15 protein-coding genes and 1 pseudogene are annotated in these 23,326 nt (G+C 37.6%); 5 read left to right on the top strand and 11 right to left on the bottom strand.

Features of this window, described 5'->3' with window-relative positions; all coding sequences use genetic code 11:
* The first annotated feature begins 412 nt into the window (after positions 1 to 412).
* Positions 413 to 1,543: a methionine aminotransferase gene (locus CMT41_RS05130; protein WP_058028142.1), complete on the top strand. Its 1,131-nt coding sequence runs from the start codon at positions 413 to 415 to the stop codon at positions 1,541 to 1,543.
* The gene (locus CMT41_RS05125; protein ID WP_057180109.1) at positions 1,531 to 2,319 is read left to right on the top strand and encodes an amidohydrolase; all 789 of its coding nucleotides are present in this window, start codon (positions 1,531 to 1,533) and stop codon (positions 2,317 to 2,319) included. The genes CMT41_RS05130 and CMT41_RS05125 overlap by 13 nt, the downstream gene beginning before the upstream one ends.
* A gap of 724 nt (positions 2,320 to 3,043) precedes the next feature.
* On the opposite strand, the gene CMT41_RS05120 is transcribed toward CMT41_RS05125, so the two are convergent.
* On the bottom strand, positions 3,044 to 3,841 hold the full coding sequence (locus CMT41_RS05120; protein WP_058026546.1) for a Rossmann-like fold-containing protein: 798 nt from the start codon (positions 3,839 to 3,841) through the stop codon (positions 3,044 to 3,046).
* Positions 3,842 to 4,135: 294 nt separating this feature from the next.
* On the bottom strand, positions 4,136 to 4,315 hold the full coding sequence (locus CMT41_RS18535; protein ID WP_083494215.1) for a Type I secretion system protein TolC: 180 nt from the start codon (positions 4,313 to 4,315) through the stop codon (positions 4,136 to 4,138).
* A 386-nt stretch (positions 4,316 to 4,701) separates the two neighbouring features.
* On the opposite strand from CMT41_RS18535, the gene CMT41_RS05115 reads away from it, so the two are divergent.
* Complete coding sequence (locus tag CMT41_RS05115) at positions 4,702 to 7,353, top strand: TonB-dependent receptor plug domain-containing protein (protein WP_058028141.1); 2,652 nt, start codon at positions 4,702 to 4,704, stop codon at positions 7,351 to 7,353.
* 238 nt (positions 7,354 to 7,591) lie between these two features.
* Here CMT41_RS05115 and CMT41_RS05110 read toward each other — a convergent pair whose 3' ends face one another.
* Positions 7,592 to 8,074, bottom strand: a complete 483-nt coding sequence (locus tag CMT41_RS05110) for an FKBP-type peptidyl-prolyl cis-trans isomerase (RefSeq protein WP_198149789.1) — start codon at positions 8,072 to 8,074, stop codon at positions 7,592 to 7,594.
* A gap of 405 nt (positions 8,075 to 8,479) precedes the next feature.
* Here CMT41_RS05110 and CMT41_RS18995 point away from each other — a divergent pair, with 405 nt between their 5' ends.
* Both CMT41_RS18995 and CMT41_RS05105 read left to right on the top strand, forming a co-directional pair.
* Positions 8,480 to 8,620, top strand: coding sequence for a hypothetical protein (locus tag CMT41_RS18995; protein WP_157466280.1), 141 nt, complete (start codon positions 8,480 to 8,482; stop codon positions 8,618 to 8,620).
* Between the two features lie 391 nt (positions 8,621 to 9,011).
* A complete protein-coding gene (locus tag CMT41_RS05105) occupies positions 9,012 to 10,295 on the top strand; it encodes a lytic murein transglycosylase (RefSeq protein ID WP_058026544.1) in 1,284 nt (427 codons plus the stop codon).
* 302 nt (positions 10,296 to 10,597) lie between these two features.
* Here the strand turns inward: CMT41_RS05105 and CMT41_RS05100 are convergent.
* From CMT41_RS05100 to CMT41_RS05065, 8 genes and pseudogenes are all read right to left on the bottom strand, one after another.
* Positions 10,598 to 11,583 (bottom strand): annotated as a pseudogene (locus tag CMT41_RS05100) (transposase).
* Between the two features lie 235 nt (positions 11,584 to 11,818).
* Positions 11,819 to 13,435 (bottom strand): methyl-accepting chemotaxis protein, encoded by a 1,617-nt coding sequence (locus tag CMT41_RS05095; protein WP_058026543.1) that lies wholly within the window; start codon positions 13,433 to 13,435, stop codon positions 11,819 to 11,821.
* Positions 13,436 to 13,547: 112 nt separating this feature from the next.
* The gene (locus CMT41_RS05090) at positions 13,548 to 13,964 is read right to left on the bottom strand and encodes a phosphate ABC transporter substrate-binding protein (RefSeq protein ID WP_157466278.1); all 417 of its coding nucleotides are present in this window, start codon (positions 13,962 to 13,964) and stop codon (positions 13,548 to 13,550) included.
* Between the two features lie 13 nt (positions 13,965 to 13,977).
* Positions 13,978 to 15,156 (bottom strand): hypothetical protein, encoded by a 1,179-nt coding sequence (locus CMT41_RS05085; RefSeq protein WP_058026541.1) that lies wholly within the window; start codon positions 15,154 to 15,156, stop codon positions 13,978 to 13,980.
* Between the two features lie 525 nt (positions 15,157 to 15,681).
* Positions 15,682 to 17,352: a methyl-accepting chemotaxis protein gene (locus CMT41_RS05080; protein ID WP_058026540.1), complete on the bottom strand. Its 1,671-nt coding sequence runs from the start codon at positions 17,350 to 17,352 to the stop codon at positions 15,682 to 15,684.
* Positions 17,353 to 18,007: 655 nt separating this feature from the next.
* Entirely contained in the window at positions 18,008 to 18,289 is a 282-nt protein-coding gene (locus CMT41_RS05075; protein WP_058026539.1) for a hypothetical protein, read from the bottom strand.
* 423 nt (positions 18,290 to 18,712) lie between these two features.
* Complete coding sequence (locus CMT41_RS05070) at positions 18,713 to 21,631, bottom strand: insulinase family protein (protein ID WP_058026538.1); 2,919 nt, start codon at positions 21,629 to 21,631, stop codon at positions 18,713 to 18,715.
* Between the two features lie 500 nt (positions 21,632 to 22,131).
* Positions 22,132 to 23,112, bottom strand: coding sequence for a hypothetical protein (locus CMT41_RS05065; RefSeq protein WP_058026537.1), 981 nt, complete (start codon positions 23,110 to 23,112; stop codon positions 22,132 to 22,134).
* Positions 23,113 to 23,326 lie beyond the last annotated feature (214 nt).

Genomic DNA, 23,326 nt, shown 5'->3' with positions numbered 1-23,326 from the left:
AACTCTGAGCAGTTTTTCATTAGTTCTTCAAGTTAAAGCTGTGACATCATGTAACAAATTAGTTACACGCCATAAATACAAAGAATGAAGCGGGTCTATTGGGTTGCCTTAGCGTGGCGGTGGCGACAACTGTAAAGGGGGTGTCCCCTAGCCCTACTCTGCAAAAACTAAAGGTTAACTTTGTGCCGTTATCGATTAACAGCGGATAACGATTGAACTAATAAGCCGTTAGTCATAACATTGATTGATCGGTTCACTGTCTATTTTAAAAAGCCACTTGAACCTTATTTACTTAATAGCTACTTAAACGATTTCTATATAAACATTCACGACTAAAAAAATAAGGGCGTCTTTAGTGTCATCTTCTTTTACCAGTAAACTACCTCATGTAGAGACCAGTATTTTCACTGAAATGTCGGTAATGGCTAATCAGTATCAAGCCATTAATTTATCGCAAGGCTTTCCTGAATTTGAACCGCCTGCTTTTTTGAAAGATAAAATTAATCAAGCCATCTCTGAAGGCAAGAATCAATACTCACCATCAAACGGTTTGCCTGAGCTGTTAACTGAAATTGCCAACATGGTGCATAGGCAGTATCAAGTGCATTTAGCCGATGAGCAAAAGATCGATGGGCTAAACAACGTCACTATTACCTCGGGCGCTACCGAAGCATTATGGGTCGCGATACAAACCCTAGTTAGCCCAGGTGATGAAGTAATAATTTTTGACCCCGCCTACGACTCTTATGAGCCTGCCGTTGAACTAGCGGGAGGCATTTGTCGTCATATCACCCTGGATGCGCCAAGTTATGCAATAAACTGGGCCGTGGTAGAGAAAACTATCAATGCCAAAACACGCGCGATTATTATCAACAGCCCACACAATCCAACCGGCTCAATATTGAGTCAAGCTGATCTTAGTGCCTTACAAGGCTTGGTTGAGCAATATAATTTGTATGTCATCAGCGACGAAGTATATGAGCATATGACCTTTGACGGTTTACGCCATGAGAGTGTTTTACGTTACCCTGAGTTGTTTAAACGCGCCTTTGTCGTCTCTAGTTTTGGTAAAACCTTTCATTGTACTGGCTGGAAAATGGGTTATTGCATCGCACCCGATGAGCTTACCGCTGAATTTAGAAAAATTCATCAATTCGTTACCTTTTGCTCTTTTACCCCGGCACAAATTGCCATTGCACAAATGTTAAAAGCGCAACCAGTGCATATCACCGAGCTAGCAAATTTCTATCAACAAAAAAGAGATGTGCTCATTAATGCACTGCAAGACTCTCGGTTTACCCTACTCCCCTCGAAAGGTACTTATTTCTTATTATTGGATTATTCGGCAATATCACCACTCAATGACCGTGAATTTTGTCAGTGGTTAACCAAGGAAATAGGTGTTGCCGCCATTCCACTCAGCCCATTTTATCCAGCAGAGCAAAGGCCGGCTTATCAGCAGAACAATAAAGTGATCCGACTCTGTTTTGCTAAAAATGACGACACTTTACTTAAAGCAGCGGAAATATTATGTCAACTTTAACCATAGCCGCAGTGCAATACGATATACAGTGGTTAGACCAACCAGCCAATTTTAATGACTTAGCACAGCTCATCGAAAATCACTTTACTGACCATGCTGCTGCCGACTTATTATTGCTACCAGAAACCTTTTCCACTGGTTTTTGTATTAATAAAAGCAATGTACAAGAGCCCGAAGATGGCGGTCTTGCGTTAGCCTGGCTAAAGAAAATAGCACGACAATATAACTGCGTAGTAGCTGGCAGTGTTTTAGTGAGCCACAACGATAAAAAAGTGAACCGTTTTTATTGGGTGTTTGCTGATGGCACGGTTCAATATTACGACAAACGTCATTTATTTCGTTTAGGTAAAGAGCAAGACCATGTTGAACCAGGCAACAATAGAAAAGTAATCACCATTAACGGCATCAAAATACTGCCCTTGGTTTGTTATGATTTACGCTTTCCCGTTTGGTGTAGAAATCGCCAAGATTACGACCTTATGATCAATGTCGCTAATTGGCCTGCTGCGCGACGACATGTCTGGGATACCTTATTAAAAGCACGAGCAATGGAGAATCAATGCTTTGTTGTTGGCGTAAATCGTATCGGAGCAGACGGTAGTAATACCCCTCACTCTGGTGGCACGACTATCATTGATTTTACCGGTGAAACCATTGTTTATGCGGCGGATAATCTACAACAAATCATTACCACACAACTGGATTTCAGCACGCTTGAGCAATTTAAAGATGACTTCCCCGCATTTTTAGATGCCGATGAATTTGAATTGTTATAACGAGTGAACAAGATAATAGTTTAGAACGTAACCATATGTTTTTATTGCTTACATTCAGTTTATCTGGATACGTAGTTCAGAGGAATTTAAGAAGGAGAAACAAGAGCGGCGGCTTTATCCGATGCAACGTATTGTATAAATCGACGGAAAAACAATAAATACCACCGATAATTTTGTTAAAGCGGTAAAAGGCAAAGAGCAGCAGTCGTTCATATTAATTAAAACCTTAGATTTTAATTCATATGCGGGGGTCATTACTTTGAGTAATCGATAATAACTACTGACCATTTTATGAAAGCAAATACACCAATGGCAAAGGGGAAAAACAGATCCTCTACTACGCTAAGAGTCTTGCACATAGATACACGTAGGCTTTATCGTCGTTAATTGATGCTGAATTGTTATGCCGCCGTTGAGTATGTGTTGAGTAAACAAGTGAGACGCGTGCATCCATCCCTGAGGCTCTACACAAGTATCCATGCTTGAGAAGCTCACTTTTATTTCATCAGCAATACTCCCCCTTAAATCAAAGTATTGCGCATTGAGCCACACTTAATTACGACAGAGCCTTACACTTTGGTAACTCTCTACCTTGGATTCAAGCAAAAAAAGTAATACAAGCGATCAATCAGCATGGTTTAAAGGCGTGTTTGCTGAGTTGCAGGTTAACTTACTGAGAAAATTCTTATTGAATAACAATAACTCGAAGCAACAGTCTATCGAGTTATTGTTCAAACTGCGCTACATCATCTAACCACTGTTGTTCAAAATGCGCCATTTTCTGATGTTTTTTACTGGCTAGATGATGCTGTTTATCTTGTTCGGTATAAAAGGGACCCACTCGACAATAAGGGCAATAACCCTCACCTAGATAATTGGGTTTACTGATTTTGTCCTCAAGTTCGCTACTGATACGACGGCTAAATACATAAGTGATGCCTTGAGTATCTTTAACATATTTATCTCGATCAACATTTCTTATTTTGTAGCCAGGAAATTTCTCTATGTCAAAGGGCATACTGCCCAGGTAATGAATATCACTATGTAATGTAAACGATTGTTCAATATGCCATTGCCGGTAGGGTTTAACATCTTTTGAGGTAATAAAGGCCAGTTGTGCGCCATGACTATCTAAAAAGTAATCAAAACAATTTAAAAGATAAGTCCGTAATAACCGGCGGTGCAAGGTATTTACACTGACATTTAGGCACTGCTGCTTAAAATCTTCAGCCGAGTTAAACGCAGATAACAAAGGAAATTGAAAAAAAACGGCATCATATTGATGTTTGCCCAGCTCACCCCATGTTTGATTGTTTGTTACATCAAAACCGGTGAGCACCTTGCACCCTTGCGCTGCTAATTGCTGGAAATGTGTCGCCCCATATTTAGCACTTAATGAGGAGTATTCATCAAAAATTGTCGCCGTTAAAACGTGTGGACGATAATTTTTCAATAATGAATGCGAAAAGGATAAATCGCCATCACCAATGGTTAATATGCGCCAAGCCGGATTGATATACATAGATAACTAACGCTTATTGAGTTTAAGTCAGAGTGGTGAATGAAGCGTTATTGTAAGGGATTTTTACGTTACATTCGATTTTATTGCTCCAAAAGATCACTATTTTACCCCCTTTGCCTATCATGATTTTATGGGCTTTGCGGTAAATACTCAAAAAATATAACAGACACCCACTCAAAATCTTAAAAAAAGGCTTACCGATAAATAGCGCGTATAATTACACTTTAATTGTGGTGACAAAACGGAAATTAACATCAACGGGCAAAATAGGGGGTTTCCTCAAATTAAGGTCCACTAAGGAAAAACGCCACTTAATGTATGTAATTTATCGGCGTCCCACCCTCGCCTATGTCCATGACTTTGTCCTGTTATTTTATCTTCACCACAAAGAAACTCCCACCGAACACAACGAGAAAGACAATGATAATAAGGGGTATCAACTAAGCTTATTTGCTGTTTTCTTGGGGTAGCCATAATAACGCTAAAAAATCATTGTTTGGTCATTATTTGGTCATTATTTAACCATTCCCGCACCACTCAATTATTTCTGTTTGAGTGGGTGTCTGTTATATTTTTGTTATATTTGGTTATATTTTTGTTATATTTGGTTATATTTTGTAACTAACCTTACCCGTTAGTTTTACTGGTCTGGCATCGATATGGACAAATTTCTTTACAATTTACCTTTTCATTACCATGGTATTTGGTTTCTTTAGATGAACCTTTTTGATATAACTTTCTTGTTATAGTTTTCCTTAAATAACAAAAAGTTAGTTTTAAAGTCCTAGCGAGAGCTTTGACGATTAATAATAAAAACATGGAATTGGAATATTAAGATGAAAGTTAAAAACACTATTACGATGAAAAAAAAGACGCTAGCCTTGTGTATCACCACGGCGCTGTTAGCTTCACAAAGCTTAAGTGCTTTTGCCGCAGATGAAGAAGACATAGAACGAATTGAAGTGACCGGCTCGCACATAAAACGCCATAATATGGACGGACCATCACCGGTAACCAGTATTACCGCCTCGGATATTGCTAAAACCGGGGTTACCGATTTAATCGGTTTATTTGCTAAATTGCCCATAGCGGGCCAAGGTACTTTTTCTACCCAAGCCAACAGCAGTGATGATACCGCTAACGGTGGTTCTAGTGTTTCTTTACGCGGTTTAGGCGCTGATTCTACCCTAATTTTAGTCAATGGCCGCCGTGTATCGGTTAGCCCATTTGCTAAGGGGATAGACACTGCTTTTGTCGATATCAATAATATTCCTTTGTCGGCAATTAAGCGTGTTGATATATTAAAAGATGGCGCCTCGGCAACCTACGGCTCCGATGCCATCGCCGGTGTTATCAATATTATCCTGCGTGATGACATTGATGGCATGGAAATATCTGCTAAAATTGGCGATACCGCCGATGGTGGTGGTAAAGAACAAAGTATCAGCCTAGTATTTGGTAATCATACTGACAAGACCAGCAATACCTTTATTTTAGATTATTTTAATCGTGAAGGTGTCCTTTATGCCGATCGCAGCTACTCAAGTACCGCTAACCAAGCAGAGCGGCGACCTAACGACCCTTATGCCACCGACTTTAGAAGTTCATCGGGTATTCCTGGTACCATAGCCTTAAACTCTGATCCAACAAAAAGATTAGCGGATATATGGGGTAATGATAAATGTCCTAGCGAAAGTATCACCCAAGATACCGATGAAAATGGCGATTTAACTGGTTATAATTTATGTCGCTATGATTATGCACCACACATGACCATGATTCCGGCATCAGAACGTTTCAGCTTCACCTACATGGGCAAGTATGAAATTAACGATAATATGCGCGCTTTTGTGGAATTAAACGGGCAAAATGCCAAGACCACAATTAAAGGTGCTGGGAGTCCAAGCTTTAATGAACTCTTTATGGCGGGTGATAACCCTAATCATCCCATGGCCGACATGCCTGACCATGAATTTTATCAGCAAGACTTAACCATGCGTCGCCGTATGGTAGATATTGGTAATCGCATAAAAAAAGTGGATAGCAATTACTATCGGACTGTTCTGGGTTTAAAAGGTGAACTGGGTGAGTGGGACTGGGAAATGGCCTATAGTTACATCAAGAGCACCTCGGTTGAACGTGGTGTTGATGGTTTCCCTAACTCACGTCGTGTACAAGAATCCATTGATAATGCCTCATGGAACCCGTTTGAACCCTCACAAAATAGCCAAGCCGCTTTAGATTATATTGAAACCACCACCACACGTGTGGGTAAATCGACCAACCGCACCTATGATGCAAAAATTTCAGGACCGGTTATGGAATTGCCGGCGGGTGAATTATTCATCGCCGTAGGCGCCGAATATCGTGAAGAAACCATCAACGATAATCCGGATGATCAATTCTTGCGTGGTGAAATTTTTGGCACAGAATCCACTGCTGCCAGCGGCTCTCGCGATAATACCGCTATGTTTTTAGAATTAGCGATTCCTGTTATAGATAGCCTTGAACTACAACTAGCGGCACGTTATGAAGATTACAGCGACTTTGGCACCACCACCAATCCTAAAGTTTCATTTATATGGAGCGCAACGGATGACATCGCCATTCGTGGTTCATGGGGCACTGCATTTAGAGCGCCATCACTTTCACAACTTGGTTTAGGCCGCACCGATGAGTCGCCTAACTTAGTAGATACTATTCGTTGTGATGCGGTGGGTAATGTTAACAAAGCCTGTGAACCTCAAGAATACACCGCGGTATTTGAAGGTAATCCAGACTTAGGCCCGGAAGAGTCTACCAGTTATAATTTTGGTCTAATGTATAACATTACTGAATCATTAGAGCTTTCTCTTGATTATTATAGCTATGATATTGAGAACATCATTGACTCTGATACTCAATTTGTTTTCAGTAATTTTGGTGATGATCCTAATGTAGTTATTCGTCTGCCAACCAATATTGCCAATGATCCCGGTGAAGTAGTAACCATTTTCGACTCCTTCCAAAATATCGGTGACTTAACCACCACGGGCATTGATTTAGATATAAGATATGCCTTAGAAACGGGTATGGGTGACTTTAGATTCTCATATATTCTTAACTATGTATTAAAATATGAAGATAAACGCCCTGATGTCGATGGCGGCCAACGTATTAATGTAAAAGAAGGTGATTTTGAACAACCACAATTTCGCTGGACCACGGCTGTTGACTGGTCACTTGACGATATAACCGCCAATGTCGCGATTAACTATATTGCTGAGTTTGAGCAAGATCAATCGGTGAGAGTGCAAGGCGATGGCACCATATTAGCCCCCTTGGATGCTATGGTAACTGTGGATGCCTCTGTTAATTATTACGGCATTGAAAATACCACCATCACCTTAGGGGCAACCAACTTGTTCAATGAAAAGCCCCCCTTTGCCTATCATGATTTTATGGGCTTTGCGGTAAATGCTCATAGTGGCCAAGGTCGTTTTGCCTACCTTAAGGCAAGCTACAAGTTCTAGCCTTGACCAATACTAATAAAAGTTAATACTGTATTTATTAGTTAATGGGTAACACATAAAGCCGCATCCTATTTTATGATGCGGCTTTTTATGATCGTTATTTTTATCAAATTCGGGTTAATTCCCCTTGAGTGGGTGTCTGTTATATTTACTTGAGTGGGTGTCTGTTATATTTTGCCGCGGCAAACCATATAATTTCCTCTGACCCCGTTTATTAATATTTTCTATAATTAAGTGACTAGTCCTGACAACGTGCATCAACAAGGGTGATTTCCGAAATAAGCACGCTATTGGGCGCAACTGAACCTGGTGAACCTCTACTGCCATACGCTAAATGGGGCGGTATATAAAGCTCCCAGGTTTCACCAACCTTCATCATAGGTACGCCTTCACGCCATCCTTTAATCATTTTAGATAGCAAAAACTTATCGGGGTTACCGCGTTGATAACTACTGTCGATAATTCGTTTCGATTTAGCTGACAACATTTTATAGTGCACAGTCACTTTAAAATCAGGATCAGGTTTACAACCAGTACTTTGCTCTAAAACTTTGTACTGCAACCCCGAGTCAGTGGCTAGCACCCCCTCTCGTTTAAGATTCATGGTGAACCAGTGTGCATTGATTTCTTCGGGACTATACACGCTACTAGAGTTGTTTGAATTGGTGCAAGCAAATATCGAGGTACAAGCAAAACTGACGAATAGAGTGCGTATTAACATCTTTTTACTCTCGACTAATAAGTAGGCTGTTTTATAATTTATTGAATTAAGCATGGCTTTAGGAGAACCTGTTTTTACCTTGTATGACGAATAGAGCAACTGATTTTATCGCTAAATTATATGAAAGTCATGACATTAAAATTATGACTTTAAAGTTATGACTTTAAAGTAAGCAATTCATTTTCTCCAGTACACTATTGTTTTAATTGGATAACCATGCCCCATTTATTAAGATTGCTTGCAATAAACTCAATAGCTTGGCGTCGCGGGGCGACCATACCCCTTAAAATATAGTAAACTAACTACATTTAGTCAGAATATATTACTAAATATACTGTTTTGAGTTGATTATTACGTAAAAATACTACATATTAAGTAAGTGTTAATAATAGAGGTTATTAAAATATGGAAAATCAACAAACACATTTAAGCACTGATAATATAACTGAAGTGACAGCGTTTGATTATAGCAATGAGAACTTCCCTCGTGACTTTGATATCCGTATTGAAGTTGCTGAACAACGTGAAGTACTAGAGCAATCATAGCTTAAAGTACGGGTAAAACCGTTTAGTTATTGGGATGAAGGGGAACAACTACTCCCCTTTTAAATCCCCCAGATCGCCCTACTCCGCAGAACATTCACCTGCCAATGTCATCTAGTGTAGCCCACAATTTTATCGATAAACTTAGTAGACTGCAGTTAGTATCCCTGCTTGGCAGTCGTAGTGGCGTTACACGCCACTTATATGAAGCTCAGTTTTGGAATTCCCATGTCACTCAAGCTGCTAAAATGAAAGTTAAAGGTTGGCTGAACTAAGTAAAACATGTTATTTTTAAATTAAAACGATGATTAAATCATTGTCATCAATGTACAATTTAGCCATGGTATTACTACTTGTATTTTCAATTTCAGTTCTAGCCAAGGAATACTCATTTATGCACTCGTCAAAGCAATTTTTTAAGCAGATACTTCATTTTTTTAATAGCAGAAAATTAATCATCATCTGCTTATTTTTTCCTATACTTGCTAATGCAACAATTGCCGATCAAAATTTTCTCCAGTGCAAAGTTAATTTAGTTAAACGCGCTGCACACACAGGGTTTTCTTCCTATATAACTCAAACGGTTATTAATAATATTTCCCCTATTGAGCAAGTGATTACTTTAGATAAAAAACAACCAGAATTTACCCAAACTTTTGAGCAATATATTAAGGCAAGGGTGACGGTTTACCATGTTCGAGTAGGTAAGGAAAAATTAAAACAACACAAAAAGCTATTTGACTCATTAGAAAAAAAATACGGGATTCCCCGCCAATATTTAGTGTCTTTTTGGGGCTTAGAAACGGTTTTTGGCAAACATAAAGGCAAACTGTCGGTACTTGATGCCCTAGCAACGTTAGCCTGTGATCAACGCCGTAGTGAGTTTTTTACCAAAGAATTATTAAACTTGTTCACCTTAATTGACACAGAACAAGTTTCTGTTGAGCAACTAAAGGGCTCTTGGGCCGGTGCAATGGGACATATGCAATTTATGCCTTCAGCGTTATTAAAATATGCAGTTGATGGTGATAATGATGGCAAAGTGGATGTTTGGAACAGCGAGGTAGATGCATTAACAACGGCGGCTAATTACTTAAGTAAAATCGGTTGGCAAGCTAAAGAACGCTGGGGCAGAGAAGTAAAATTGCCAGAAAACTTTACCTTTAATAAAGTGGTTTTTGATCAATATTACCCACTTAATTATTTTCAGCGGTTAGGCGTTCAAAAAACTAACCATCAACCATTACCTGTTTATGATATTCAAGCTGAGCTTTATCTACCTTCAGGCCATCAAGGGCCAGCATTTTTACTTTACCCTAATTTCAATGTGATCATGACGTGGAATCTGTCGAAAAGCTATGCACTATCAGTAGGCATATTGGCCAATAAATTAGTTGGCGCTAAAGACATTGAGTTTGTTCAAAAAGAGCAAACTAAAGTGAAACCTTATAGTATTGCTGAAATGAAAAATCTACAAAGCCAGCTTAATTCGTTAGCATTTGAACCAGGTGAGCCCGATGGCATTTGGGGGCCTAAAAGCAGACATGCCATTCGCTTATTTCAGTTACAACATCAACTTATTGCCGATGGATATCCAAATAAAGAAGTTTTTTTAACAATTAAGTTAGTGATGAGTAAAATTGAGCCTACTACGCCCAGTACCAATCAAGAGAGTTAATAGGAACCTTGATTGATGCCTGCACAAGTAACGCCAAGGCTTGTTGTAAGGTTTCAATGAGTGGCTCACCGCGAAAAAACACAAAAAAAAACAAAAAGAAAAACACCAGACACCCACTTAAAATAATTAATACATAAGATCAATAAATCATCGTTTCTGATTTAAATTGAGCAGAATTTAACTTTGATTATTATGGTGACGAAGATGGTATGAAAATTAATTCACAAAAACAGAGTTTTCATCCATTTTAAGGCACAACTAGCCTTAAGTGAGTAATGTATCTAGATGAGTTATATGGATTATTAAGCAAGCAACTTTTGGCAAATTGACACCGTAGCGCGTTTCTTTAAGTGTTGATGTTCACAAAAATCTGTCAGCGCTTGCGCTCTACCCACTGCGCCATGGAAACACTGCCTAAATTGTGTAGTTAACACCAACCAGTTTTCGTGACTTATACCTAAGCGGGTTAATATTTCAGGTTGGGCTTTGTCAATATAACCGCGTTTATCGGCTCGAATACAACGGCCGGTTAAATCAAGCAATTGGATATAGTCACTTAATTCAAACGGTAAACCTGTTAGCATGTTATTTCTTGGGTTACCGATAAAGGGCAGTAGTTGTTGGGCTTGTTGCCCTTTAATCGCTGCTTTTATTCGTCGCTGAATACTGGTGTAGTTCGATGTTTCTGGGGTTTTAGCACTCTTAGCTCTAATCGGGTTTAAATCGACATAAGCCATACAAGCGATTAACGCGGCTTCATCAAGCAAGGCTTGAGATTTAAAACGTCCTTCCCAAAACCTGCCAGTACACCCATCTTCAAGATTGGCTTGTTTAGCGATAGTTTCATTTAAAATACGCATAAACCAACTGATATCCATCAAGCGCTGACGATAAACCTTGGCAGTTTCGTTTACAACCTGTTGTAGCGTGTCAATGAGTGGCTCACCCCGTAAATATTGCTGGGTTAGCAAGGTACCTTTAAATAACCGATGCCAACGGCTAATCACTTCATGCATTGACCATGACTTAGCTTGCTGCTCATCAATAAATAATACCAAATGGGTGTGATTACTTCCTCTCACCTAAACAGGGCATAAGCACAGACATCGATAGCAAACACCTCACTTAACGCCTGTAGTTTATCGGCGACCCAAGCACGTCTATGCTCATAACTTTGCCCGGTGTGTTTATCTTCACCACACAGATATGCCCGCCGAACACAACGAGATACACAATGATAATAAGGCGTGTCAACTAAGCTTATTTGTTGTTTTCTTGCCGTGGCCATAATAACCCTCAATGGAAATTTATTGATCATTATTTAAGCATAGTCGAGTCACTCATTATTTCCATTTGAGTGGGTGTCTTCTATATTTTTATTGATTATTATTTAAGCATAGTAGAGTCACTCATTATTTCCATTTGAGTGGGTGTCTTCTATATTTTCTCATATAAAAAAACCTATTCAAAATGAATAGGTTTTTCTAACGTAGCTCTATTCACTGCAACGTGAATATTAATGTCTATACAATAAACTTAGAGGTGGCTTTGCCTAATTGCAACGCATTGCCATCAAGCTTCTGCGCCACTTCGCCTATTTCTTGAACAGAAATGCTCATTGAACCAAAGCTATTATACATTTCTTCAATATTGTTGACGACTATTTCAGCAACACTCGATTGCTCTTCTGTCGCGGTAGCAATTTGGCTATTCATTGAACTTATATGGCCTATTTGTTCTTTAATTGTATTCAAGGATTGATCGACTTCACGAGAAATTTCTTCATTACTATTAGCTTTATCCTTGGCAATTTTCATAGAGTTAACTGACAAATTTGCCGCACTAACTAATTTTTCGAGTAATTCTCTAATTTCTGTTGTCGATAGAGCCGTTCTTGACGCTAAATTTCTAACTTCATCAGCAACCACCGCAAACCCTCGGCCATGTTCCCCAGCACGTGCGGCTTCAATTGCAGCATTAAGAGCGAGTAAATTAGTTTGATCCGCTATACCGCTTATAGCATCAAGAATTTGATTCATGTTTTGAGAGTCTTTTGCCAACTGATTAATAACATCAGAAGCTTTAACTATTTCTTCCGATAATTCAGCTGACACATGAAGTGAACGTTGAACGTTCTCCATTCCTTGGTTAACTTCACTTTCTGCAGAATCAGCGGCATTCGCCGCTTCGGCAGCAGATTTAGCGATATCAGTGACACTAAATTGCATTTCAATCATAGATTGCTTGGTCACTTCAGCTATTTCAGTTTGGCTGTTTATATTTGCGTTAACTTGATTAACTTTATCAGTAAGCTGTTCTGCACTTTGCGTTAATGGTGCAACAACATCCACCACTTCCTTTACTATACCTCTAATTAATTGAGTGAATATATTAAAATGCTTAACAACACTACCGAGCTCATCTTGGCTAACCACTTCAAGTTGATTGGTTAAATCCCCTTCGCCTTCTGCTAATTCACGCAGTGAAGAATCAATTGAAACCACGGATTTACTAATAGATTTGGCTATCACCACACTGAGAAATGACATTATCCCTAATAAGAAGACACCTAAAAAAATGCTTAAATCTCTAGATTCATTCGAATTTACTACTGTTTGATCGATTAAGTTATTGAAATGTAAAAGTGCTTTTTTCTTATCTTTTTGAAGGGCATTTTTAACGGTTTCAAACAACTCGGCCTTAATGTCAATTTTTCCCTTTGCGGCTTGAAAATCAATCTCTTCATTGATAAAGGCAACAGAAATTTCATTGGCAAGGCGATTATAATGTTGAGCTTGTTTGGTGATCAATTCAACTGGCGAGAATGACGCATCGAGTGCGCTAATTTTTGCTAAACTGTCAACCAGGCTAATGAAAGAATCACCTGCGTCTTCTATTAAATCTTCATCCCCAAAAGACACACTTTGAGTATAAAGTTCGTCGACACGTTGCCAAGAAGTCGCATTTTCGCTGGTTAAAGTGACTAAATGAATTGCAGTGTGTTGTAGCGACTCTAATAAAATTTGATTTTTTGAAATTGCTGAAATATTTATTACTAAATTAACCACAAAACTTAATATCGCAATTGCTAATATGGCAATAATTTTATGAAATATTTTTAACTTTCTAAAAAAAAACATCAATAACCTCTGTCATGTAAATAACATAAGCTAACAAGCTAATCAGTTATTTAATAAATCACAAAAATATAATGCCAGATATCAGATATGTGGCATTACAGGCTCAAAAAACTTAATACCTAGCAACCACTTTCACATCAGTGGTCACGACTGTACTATCAACAAAACCTATAGCTGTGACGTCTGATTTTATGGCATTAATCATATCGGCATCATTTGCCATTTTTTTAGGCGGCGTTCCTTTACCAGTAAATGCCATTTTAGACCAATAAGACTTAAATTGGCTATTGGATTTTTTCAGTGCACTTTGACGAAAAACAGTCGTTGCTGAAGCATCATCTTTTAAAGTTAATACATTGACTTTAGTACCGTTTGGAAAAGATTTCACCTTTCCTAAGTAAATTCGTTTAATTAATTTAGTATTGATAACGTCAGTATTTCCTTTATTTACTATAACCGACACTTCAGCAAAGCTAATAAAACTAATCATGGAAAAACTGATGATGCATATTTTCTTTAAAAATTTCATGTTGGTTTTTCCCTTAAAAAACATAGTCAATACCGAAAGTAACAACACTAGCACCTTCGCCTTCTACTTTATCTGTTGCATAGGTATATTCAAACTTATAAGCAATTCCTTCAGAGGCGTCATATCTGATATGAATTCCTTGAGCGTCATATTCATTAGGCTTTAAAAAAGTGTTATTGGTAGCAGTTAAAAAAGCATTTACATAAGGGTCTGCTGAAGAAACATTATCATAATCGAAGTTATAACTAACATCTTCATGCACTAAAGTAACTACTGTTTTATCAAAACGGTAGCCTAAAGATACATACATTGATTTGTTCTGCTCACTAAACGAATCATCAATTTTATAAGTGACATACTCAGCATTAAACAGCCATTGTTGATAATCGATAGTAAAACCCGTTGATAGATATGTCGCACTATCTTCGTTAACGTAGGTAGCAGACATATCATAAACAGCTAATTTTCCAGGATTATAAACCGTGCCATCATTAACTTTATAACCAGGTAAACTCTTCATTAATGCCGCATCAAGTTGGCTATTAATATCTAAATCTAGCTCCGCATTCAATGCGCCAAAGTATATTGAAAACCAATCGTAGCTATATTCAACAGACAGTTGCATTATATTGTTTATGTCAGATTCTACTTCACCTAACGCAGTAAGGGTTGAGCCTGAAAAACTGCCATAAGAGCCCTTAATGGTAATGTCGCCATCGCCGATGAATGTTGAGTGCATCAAACGAATGCCCTCGATAACATCAAAAGCTTGTCCTCGATAAACTGAACGCGGCATAACAGAGTAATTGTGAGCGTAGCCAATATCTTGTGTATCTGAGTTTCTAAAATAAGGCAATGCAAAACGACCCAAGGTTAACGTAGTTTCATCTGTCAACTCGTAATTTAGATAAGCCCAACGCGCTTCGAGTTCAAAATCATCTTGCCCTTTTGCTTGGAGAATAATAGTCGCACTCCAATCATCATTTATTTGGGTTTTTACTTGCAAGGCGAATAATGACTCTTCTTTAAAATCGATATTATCATCATAATTAAAATTACGCGGAAAATGGTCGTCACCTAAAACAAGTCCTGCGCGAATAGAACCATAGCCACTGAAATTAACATCTGCTGCTTGTGCAGCATTACAGAGCATCAACGAACCTATTATTAAGGCAAGGCTAGTCTTTTTCATATATCCTCCAAAGGAATCAAGCTATGTAACCAAATACAATTATATTGTTACTTTTAGTAAACGTCGCGCACAATACACGAATTGACTTATAAATATTCACTTACTTTGTTACTTAATTGTACAATCGCAATCTCTGAGAAGCCCATTTATTAGATAAATAGTTGGTATGGCGACAGTGGCCTTTGTCGTGTTACATAGACCTGCTTAAGTCATAGGGGGTAAGAGTAGGTGGGAAATCATTTAATGTAAAAGGGGAAATTGAAATATTTATGCTTAATCACTACGATAATATTAGTTGTGTTTAAGGTTAAATCGGCAGAATTAACCTTAAACTTTATTAATACTCAACCTTAAGATGTCAATGATATTATGGTATACGCTCGACCGATTGAGGGTAAATATAACAGACATCAACTCAAAAAAAATTATAAATATCATCAGAATAAATGATAATCAATACCCTCTCTGTCAGGCTAGTTGTCGCGCTTAATATTTAATTCGTTTAAAAAAGAAAGTGCTATTATCTTAAGCAAGAGAAAATTGTGATAAGCGTTCTTGTAATGATAAGGAAATTTGCGCTAGCTCTTCTGAAGCGGTAGATATTCGAGAGATTGACGTTATATTATCATTTGTAAGTTGGCTCACTTTCAGTGTATTTAACGATAATTCTTGAGAAGTACAAGACTGTTCTTCCGCGGCAGTCGCAATATGGTTATTCATTATATGGATTTCTTCAATCGCCGTTCGAATTTCATTAAGTTTATTATTAGATGCCGTTGCTGCCTGATTACTTTTTCGTCCATGGCTTATACTATTCGTCATCGATTGTACGGCATCAGAAGTACCTTGAGAAAATAACGCGATCATATTTTCAATTTCAACTGTTGAGTCTTGTGTACGTTTAGCTAGATTTCTCACTTCATCAGCAACAACGGCAAAGCCTCTTCCTTGTTCTCCTGCTCGAGCCGCTTCAATGGCCGCATTTAATGCCAGTAAGTTTGTTTGATCCGCTATGCCTTTAATTACATTTAACACTGAGGCTATATTTGCACTGTGCTTTTCTAGGTCATAAATATTTTTGCTGCTCAGTTCAAGGCTCGCTGTTAGTTGTGATATTGATGTCATCGCATCATTGGTGAATTTTTTTGTTTCATTAGTTGTAGAAGTTACCTTTTTTGTCGAACTCTGAGTACTCTCAGCATGTCTAGCAACGTCTAATGATGTCGCTTCCATTTGTGACATTGCTGTTGATATTTGTTCAATCTCTTGGACTTGAAGTTCTGCTGTTTGATTGACTGCTGCACTTATTTGTGCAAGCTCATTACTTGCACCAAGCACTTCGTTTGCAGTGTTTTCTACAATCAGTAATGTTTCATTTAAATGCTGTCTCATAATATCCAGTCCAAATTCTTTCCCTAATTTAGAAGATACTTTAGTCACTAAATCTCCATTTGAAATTCGAGAAATAGCGGTACTAAGTTCAGACAAATCTTTATTAAGATTACGGATAACCCCCTTAGTTAAAACAACCGCTACTACTAACGAAATAGCCAGTAGCACCATCCCAATATTCAAAATACTTTCTTCTTCTAGCTTTAGTTTATGAATTATCTGTTCGGTAAGGTGTGCTATTGAACTTAGAATTTTGGTGACATTTTTTGTAAGCACTAACGACTCGTCTTCCACCACTGCTGATTTTTCGATTGCATCATTAAATTGATTTTCATCAAGCAATGTAAAAACCGCTTGAACATGCTGAATCCATTTTTGATGTTGCTCATCAATAGTCTCTAGATCATATTCTAATTTAGCTAACATTTTACTTTCTTTGTTATCTTCGATTATCTCAATAGCATGTAAAATTCGTTTTTCTGTTGATTTTATTTCTTCATTGAATTTACTTGAAAGGGCATTGAAATTTTCAATTGCATGCTTAAAGTGATCCGTTGCTGCACTATTATTTGTTTTTTCATGGGCATAACGAAAAGCCCGTTCAAACTCTACTTCTTGCTTAAGTTGATATTCCGCGATCACCGTAATATGCTCTGTGATAGGCATATATTGAGTTTCAATCATTTCGATATGATGACCCATTGAATTAATACGCGTCATATTAATAATCCCATTAATTAATTGCAAAGCAAACATTGCTATAGCAATTAACATAATGGTTTGTGGCAGTGTTAGTTTTTTCATTAATTTTACCTTACAAACTAGTTCGACACGAAAACGAATTTTGGTAAATTATGTGATTGTAATGCTCTGACATTATTACTTATTACCTTTTAATTTTTAATTGTGTCTTTTCGCTCTTATGCCCCTCTATTTTTTGTCCACCAACGCCAGAGCAACTAAGTTGGAAGCGCTTACATTAAATGAGTGTTTTATAGTGGGGGAATAACAGTAACTTTAAATAAACAATAAAACTGAGTTATTTTTCAGCTTCTTCCTAGGAGTAATTACTTGAATATAATTTGGTGAAGTATTTCATATTATAATTTTCTCAATAATTCAGGTTAATATAATTCAGTTCTACAATCAATATGTTTGTACTCTAGTACTATTACATGACAATTTTCTAACCATTGCTCAGATTTTTTTTAACCAACTGGTGGTGAGGCTGTAATGATTTTTACAATATAATCGTATTTGTTAAGGTGTTGTTTTGTAAATATACTAAATAAAAGCACCAGATAAAAATACAAAAAAAACACTGAAAACACCAGACACCCACTCAAAATAATTAACACTAAATATCAAAAAATAACGTTCTGATTAATATTGGGGGGCTAAAATTAAGGCACAATTATTTGTTAACTAACTTATTTATAAGATTAATAATTGCTAGTAATTAAGTAATCAATTTTTGGTAAATTGACACCGTTGCTCGTTTTTTTAAGTGCTGATGCTGACAAAAATCCGTGATTGCTTGCGCTCTACCCACTGCGCCATGGAAACACTGCCTAAATTGTGTAGTTAACACCAACCAGTTTTGGGCACTAATGCCTAAGCGGGTTAATATTTCAGCTTGGGCTTTGTCAATATAACCGCGTTTATCGGCTCGAATACAGCGGCCGGTTACATCAAGAAATTGGATATAGTCAATTAATTCAAACGGTAAGCCTGTAGGCATGTTCTTTCTTGGGTTACCGATAAATGGCAGTAATTGTTGGGCTTGTTGCCCTTTAATCGCTGCTTTTATTCGTCGTTGAATGCTGGTGTAGTTCGATGTTTCTGGGGTTTTACTCCCTTAGTTCTAAACACAATGATAATAAGACGTATCAACTAAGCTTATTTGCTGTTTTTTTGCCGTAGCCATAATAACTCTCAAAGATATTGATCGATGGTTATTTGAGCATAGTAGACACCACGTATTATTCCCATTTGAGTGGGTGTCTGTTATATTTTTGCATATTTAAGGATACGGTTAAGAACAAAAAAAGGCCTCATTCAATGAGACCTTTTTGATCAAGTAAACAAGTGAGTTTCTTTGTTATTCAACTTATTTAAGCAAAGTATTAAATATTTCAACCTGCAATTAATGAGACAATAATAATTATCTCACCACCTTATTCAGTTCATGAGTAAAACACGGTTCAGTGCGACAAATGCTCTTGTCTTTTAAAGCTTGCTGGTAATCTTCATCATCTTGATGGGCAGTACCAAAGCTTCGCACAATAATAGGTTGAATTTTCTCAATTACTGAAGAGAAAAACTCTTCCATATCGCTATGGGTTAATTTTTCAACTTCAGCAACAATTTTTTCTTTGCTATTAAAATCAAACATTTTGTCATTAATTTCTGACCAGTAATGTCGTGTGCGCTCATTTAAGTTTTTATCTTTGGCTCGTAAATCTTTAATCAGCCCTTGTTTGTATTCATCAAATTTTTCAGCGGTCATCTCATTTAATGACCCTTTGAAATCAGTCATGAATTGATCTATACGGCGTTTTAATTCAACCGGACCCGCTTTAGGTGACTGAACTAAAAAGGACAAACCCGGTAGATTTTGTAACTTGGTATTTCGACCACTGACAATATAACCAAGTTGCTGATCGGTACGCAGAGATTTAAAGAAAGGAGCGCTAATCATGCTACCAATTAAACCATATTTAGCGCGATTTTCAAATGAATCATCATTACTAATGTAGCTTTCAACTATGGTTGAATCGTTATGGTCTACTATTAATTCTTGAATCAATTCATGACTGGTATTGTTTAACTTAACAACTTTATTAGCACGTTCTTTAGCGGTAGAGTTTGTCATATTAAGCGCATAAAGCGTTTTGCCCAATTGAACAGACTCTGCTTTTAGCATATTACCGTGTACCAATACTTCAACTTCAATCGCCTTATGGAAATCGTTAATATATTGCGCGAGTTGTTTTGGTGTTACCGTTGCAAGTGCACTGGCTAATGCTGTAGCTGAATAGGTTTTAGTATGCTGTATTTGTCTTAACGCTGAACGTGCTTGGCTATATGGGCGATCAAATTTAGCATTATTCCATTGTCGTACTAAGCGAGCTTTGTGTAAATTAAAAGCCGCGTCGTCAATAGCCAAATGTCGAACACGTTTATTAATAGTACTTAACAGCATGGCTTGTTTTTCATCATAGCCATTTACGCCAAAGCCCATTCCGGCACTGGTAGACCAAACGTTATAGTATAATCCAGCTTCTTTAGCCGGATAACCAAACTCATTTAAACTGTCTGTTAATAACGCACTGTAAAGATAGTTTTGAGCACGAGATAAAGCATCTTTTCCTGCTTGGTCAGAATATATCTGTACGTTAACAGAGGCTTTAGGTACTCTAAATTCAGTGTCTTGCTTGTGCCACAAGGTAAAACCTGATTTTTCAAAAACAACCACTGGGTTATTTACATCTGACTCTATTTTTTTCATTGTTAGGTTAGTAGCAATAAACGGGTTAGGCGCTGGTAACGAAAAGGCATCAATCGTTTTAGGTGATTGATAACGACTAATGTCTTGTGCACTGATTTTAGTCATTGAATAAGGCGTATTATATTCAGGCTGAACTTTATCCGTTGTTAAACCTTTAGCAACTAATACTAAGCGCATATTCTCAGGTGTTAACTGCGCCAAATATTCAGTAACTAATAGATGAGAATAGTCATTATACAAATACCCTTCATTTAAAATATTTTTTGGTGAAAAGTATTGTAACTGTCGCGAAAGGTTACTAGCCGTATCTGCAGCACCCTGTTTTTCTAAAAAATCAAAGCTGTTTTTTGAAATAGCGGCTTGCTCTTTAAAGTACTCTTGGTTGTATTTCTCATTTGATAACAGTGCTAAATAAGAAAATACCGCTTCAGTAACTTGTTTATAATCAGCTAGACCTTTAGGTGTCAGTGTAATACTTATGCTAACGCGGTCAAAATCATCAGGACCATAAGCGCCAGTACCTAAAGATTCGATTAACCCTTGGTTTTTTAGATAGCTATATAAACTGCCTTTACCTTCTTGACCCAGTAAAGACGAGATAAGACTCAGAGGCTTCTCTTCAAAATACTGAGTTGACTTAGTAACAGGAAATGCCAAAGTTAACTTTCGTATATCTTTCATTGGTTCTATATTAATTTGTACGCCTAACTGCTCAGGTAAGTAGGGCTTCATTGTTACCGGAGTAGACTTTGAACCATTATTTGGAATGGCTGAAAACATTTCACGCGCCCATTTTTCTAAGGTATCGAGATCTTCACGGCCCACTAATGAAAGTGACATACGACTGGCAGTATAATTTTCTTTATAAAGTGCTTTTAAGTCATCAATAAGTAGATCATTTTCGCGATCCGCTAAGGTATCTAAATTACCTACCGAGAATTGGCTTGATGGATGTGCTGGGTTGCGCGTATCTTTTAATACTTCTCTGATACGGCGAGCATCATCTTTAATCTTCATGCTGTATTCAGAGTGAACTGCATTTTTTTCACGGTCTACGTATTGCTTGTCTAAACTAGGCGAGATAAAAAATTGCGCAAAACGGTCGGTGGCTTCTTTTAAGGAGTCTTGATTTACTTGGAAAAAATAATTGGTATGCTCTTGGCCTGTTCCTGCATTTGACCAACCGCCATTCGCTTTTAAATATTCATTGTATTCACCCACTTTAGGGTATTTATCAGTACCTAAAAACAACATATGTTCTAAGAAATGGGCAAGACCTTCACGATCTTCAGGATCAGCCATGTGACCTATATGTACATCCATTGATGCAGCAGATTTATCAGCACTACTGTCAGAAACGAGTATTACTTTTAAGCCATTATCGAGCTCTACATAACGGTAAAGACGTTGATCATTTTGACTTTTAACCACCGTTTGGTTGGCTAATAGCGAGTTAGCTAATACTGATTGAGTGTTAGCAGTAGACTCTGTGGTATTACAACCGCTAAGTGTACTAACACCGAATGCTGCGGCAACTAAAGTCGCGATTAAAGTAACGTTGTTCTTTCTCATTATTATCCTTGTGATACACACTTGAAGATCATTATTAATCAATATTTTGCAGTAATATACACCTTAACATTGGCTTAGTGAACGTATTAAAGCCACAACATGTAACATAATATTAACGCAATTATCGCCTAGGTATAAAGACAGCTAAAATAGCTAAGGATTTCACTCTGCGATTTCCACTCTGCCGATTTCGATTTCACTATGCCAGCCATAATAAATAACTATAAATACAGATAATAAAAACAGACTAGGTTGAAATCTTTCACGGCTAAAAGCGGGTGATTTCCACTCTGCCAGCCATAATAAATAACTATAAATACAGATAATAAAAACAGACTAGGTATGAAATTTGTCACAGATAAAGTGGGTATTTTTTAAGAGATAGTTATCAAATGTACGCTTAACACACTAAAAACAGTCAAAATTTAAAATTTAGACGAGTTAAAGCCGCCATTTAAAAATAACAAAAAAGGTCTATTTATTCGTGATTGTGTTGGAAGTTACGCGCTATTCAAGCAGGCTTGAGCATTAACGATACCATGGGTTCGCTGCAAGCCAACATGCTCGGTAAATTCACTCAAGTGCTCTGCTGTACCTACCGCGCCAGTGAACATACATTCAAAGTCTGTGGTCAGCTTTAACCAGCTTTCTTCGTTAATATGTAACCTTGCTAAAATACGTTCAGATTTCTGGCTAATTGCGCCTCTTTTATCAGCACGAATAATACGTCCGGTCTCATCCACTAGGGTTAAGTAGTCTTGTAAACTAAATCGAATACCCTTATTTTTTTGTTGGTGTTCATTACCTGTGAATGGTAGTAAAGCTTTGGGTTGCTCACCTTTTATCGCTGATTTTATACGTAGTTGAATACTAGTAAAATCAGACTTCTCGGGCGTGGCAGCAATACCTGCACGCACGGGGTTTAAATCAACATAAGCCATACACGACAATATTGCGCCCTCATCAAGCAATGCTTGGGATTTAAAGCGCCCTTCCCAAAAGTGGCCGGTGCATTTATCTTCTCGATTAGCTTGTCGGGCGATAGGCTCATTTAAAGAGCGCATAAACCAACTGATATCCATCAAACGTTGTTGGTAAATATTCGCAGTAGTCTCAACCATGGCAAGTTCGAATTTATCAAGAAACTGTTTATTTTGATATTTTTGGGTGAGTAATGTGCCTTTAAATAATTGATGCCAACGTTCAAGTACTTCAGCCATTGACCAGAATTTCGCGCGTTCACTATCAACATGCAAAACTATATGTAAGTGGTTATGCATTACGGCATGCGCACAAATATCAATAGCAAAGACTTGAGCTAATTTAAAAATCCGTTTTTCAATCCAGATACGTCTGTGCTCATAACTAATGCCTGACTCTTTATCAACACCGCACAAAAACGCTTTTCGTACCGTGCGACTGCAAATATGATAATACGGTGTATCTAACAAACTGATCTGTTGCGAGCGAGGCTTAGGCATAATAATCACCAGACTTAATGAAGATAAATTAAGCCTAGTTTATTGGTGGAAATATGTACAAGTTATTATGGGTGGCAGATTAAGTTATCACAAACTGATCTGTTGCGAGCGAGGCTTAGGCATAATAATCACCAGACTTAATGAAGGTAAATTAAGCCTAGTTTGTTGATGAAAATATGTACAAGTTATTATGGGTGGCAGATTAAGTTGCAGC

It is taken from the genome of Colwellia sp. MT41, from assembly GCF_001444365.1.
Taxonomy (GTDB): Bacteria; Pseudomonadota; Gammaproteobacteria; order Enterobacterales; family Alteromonadaceae; genus Colwellia; species Colwellia marinimaniae.
This window is presented reverse-complemented; position numbering and strand designations above follow the sequence as displayed.

What these genes read in the sequence shown, in the direction of transcription:
- CMT41_RS05095 (WP_058026543.1), bottom strand. Translation starts at nt 13,435, where the DNA reads ATGTTTTTTTTTAGAAAGTTAAAAATATTTCATAAAATTATTGCCATA.
- CMT41_RS18995 (WP_157466280.1), top strand. Translation starts at nt 8,480, where the DNA reads ATGGAAAATCAACAAACACATTTAAGCACTGATAATATAACTGAAGTG.
- CMT41_RS05080 (WP_058026540.1), bottom strand. Translation starts at nt 17,352, where the DNA reads ATGAAAAAACTAACACTGCCACAAACCATTATGTTAATTGCTATAGCA.
- CMT41_RS05110 (WP_198149789.1), bottom strand. Translation starts at nt 8,074, where the DNA reads ATGTTAATACGCACTCTATTCGTCAGTTTTGCTTGTACCTCGATATTT.
- CMT41_RS05125 (WP_057180109.1), top strand. Translation starts at nt 1,531, where the DNA reads ATGTCAACTTTAACCATAGCCGCAGTGCAATACGATATACAGTGGTTA.
- CMT41_RS05130 (WP_058028142.1), top strand. Translation starts at nt 413, where the DNA reads ATGTCGGTAATGGCTAATCAGTATCAAGCCATTAATTTATCGCAAGGC.
- CMT41_RS05085 (WP_058026541.1), bottom strand. Translation starts at nt 15,156, where the DNA reads ATGAAAAAGACTAGCCTTGCCTTAATAATAGGTTCGTTGATGCTCTGT.
- CMT41_RS05070 (WP_058026538.1), bottom strand. Translation starts at nt 21,631, where the DNA reads ATGAGAAAGAACAACGTTACTTTAATCGCGACTTTAGTTGCCGCAGCA.
- CMT41_RS05075 (WP_058026539.1), bottom strand. Translation starts at nt 18,289, where the DNA reads ATGCCTACAGGCTTACCGTTTGAATTAATTGACTATATCCAATTTCTT.
- CMT41_RS05115 (WP_058028141.1), top strand. Translation starts at nt 4,702, where the DNA reads ATGAAAAAAAAGACGCTAGCCTTGTGTATCACCACGGCGCTGTTAGCT.
- CMT41_RS05065 (WP_058026537.1), bottom strand. Translation starts at nt 23,112, where the DNA reads ATGCCTAAGCCTCGCTCGCAACAGATCAGTTTGTTAGATACACCGTAT.
- CMT41_RS05120 (WP_058026546.1), bottom strand. Translation starts at nt 3,841, where the DNA reads ATGTATATCAATCCGGCTTGGCGCATATTAACCATTGGTGATGGCGAT.
- CMT41_RS18535 (WP_083494215.1), bottom strand. Translation starts at nt 4,315, where the DNA reads ATGGCTACCCCAAGAAAACAGCAAATAAGCTTAGTTGATACCCCTTAT.
- CMT41_RS05105 (WP_058026544.1), top strand. Translation starts at nt 9,012, where the DNA reads ATGCACTCGTCAAAGCAATTTTTTAAGCAGATACTTCATTTTTTTAAT.
- CMT41_RS05090 (WP_157466278.1), bottom strand. Translation starts at nt 13,964, where the DNA reads ATGAAATTTTTAAAGAAAATATGCATCATCAGTTTTTCCATGATTAGT.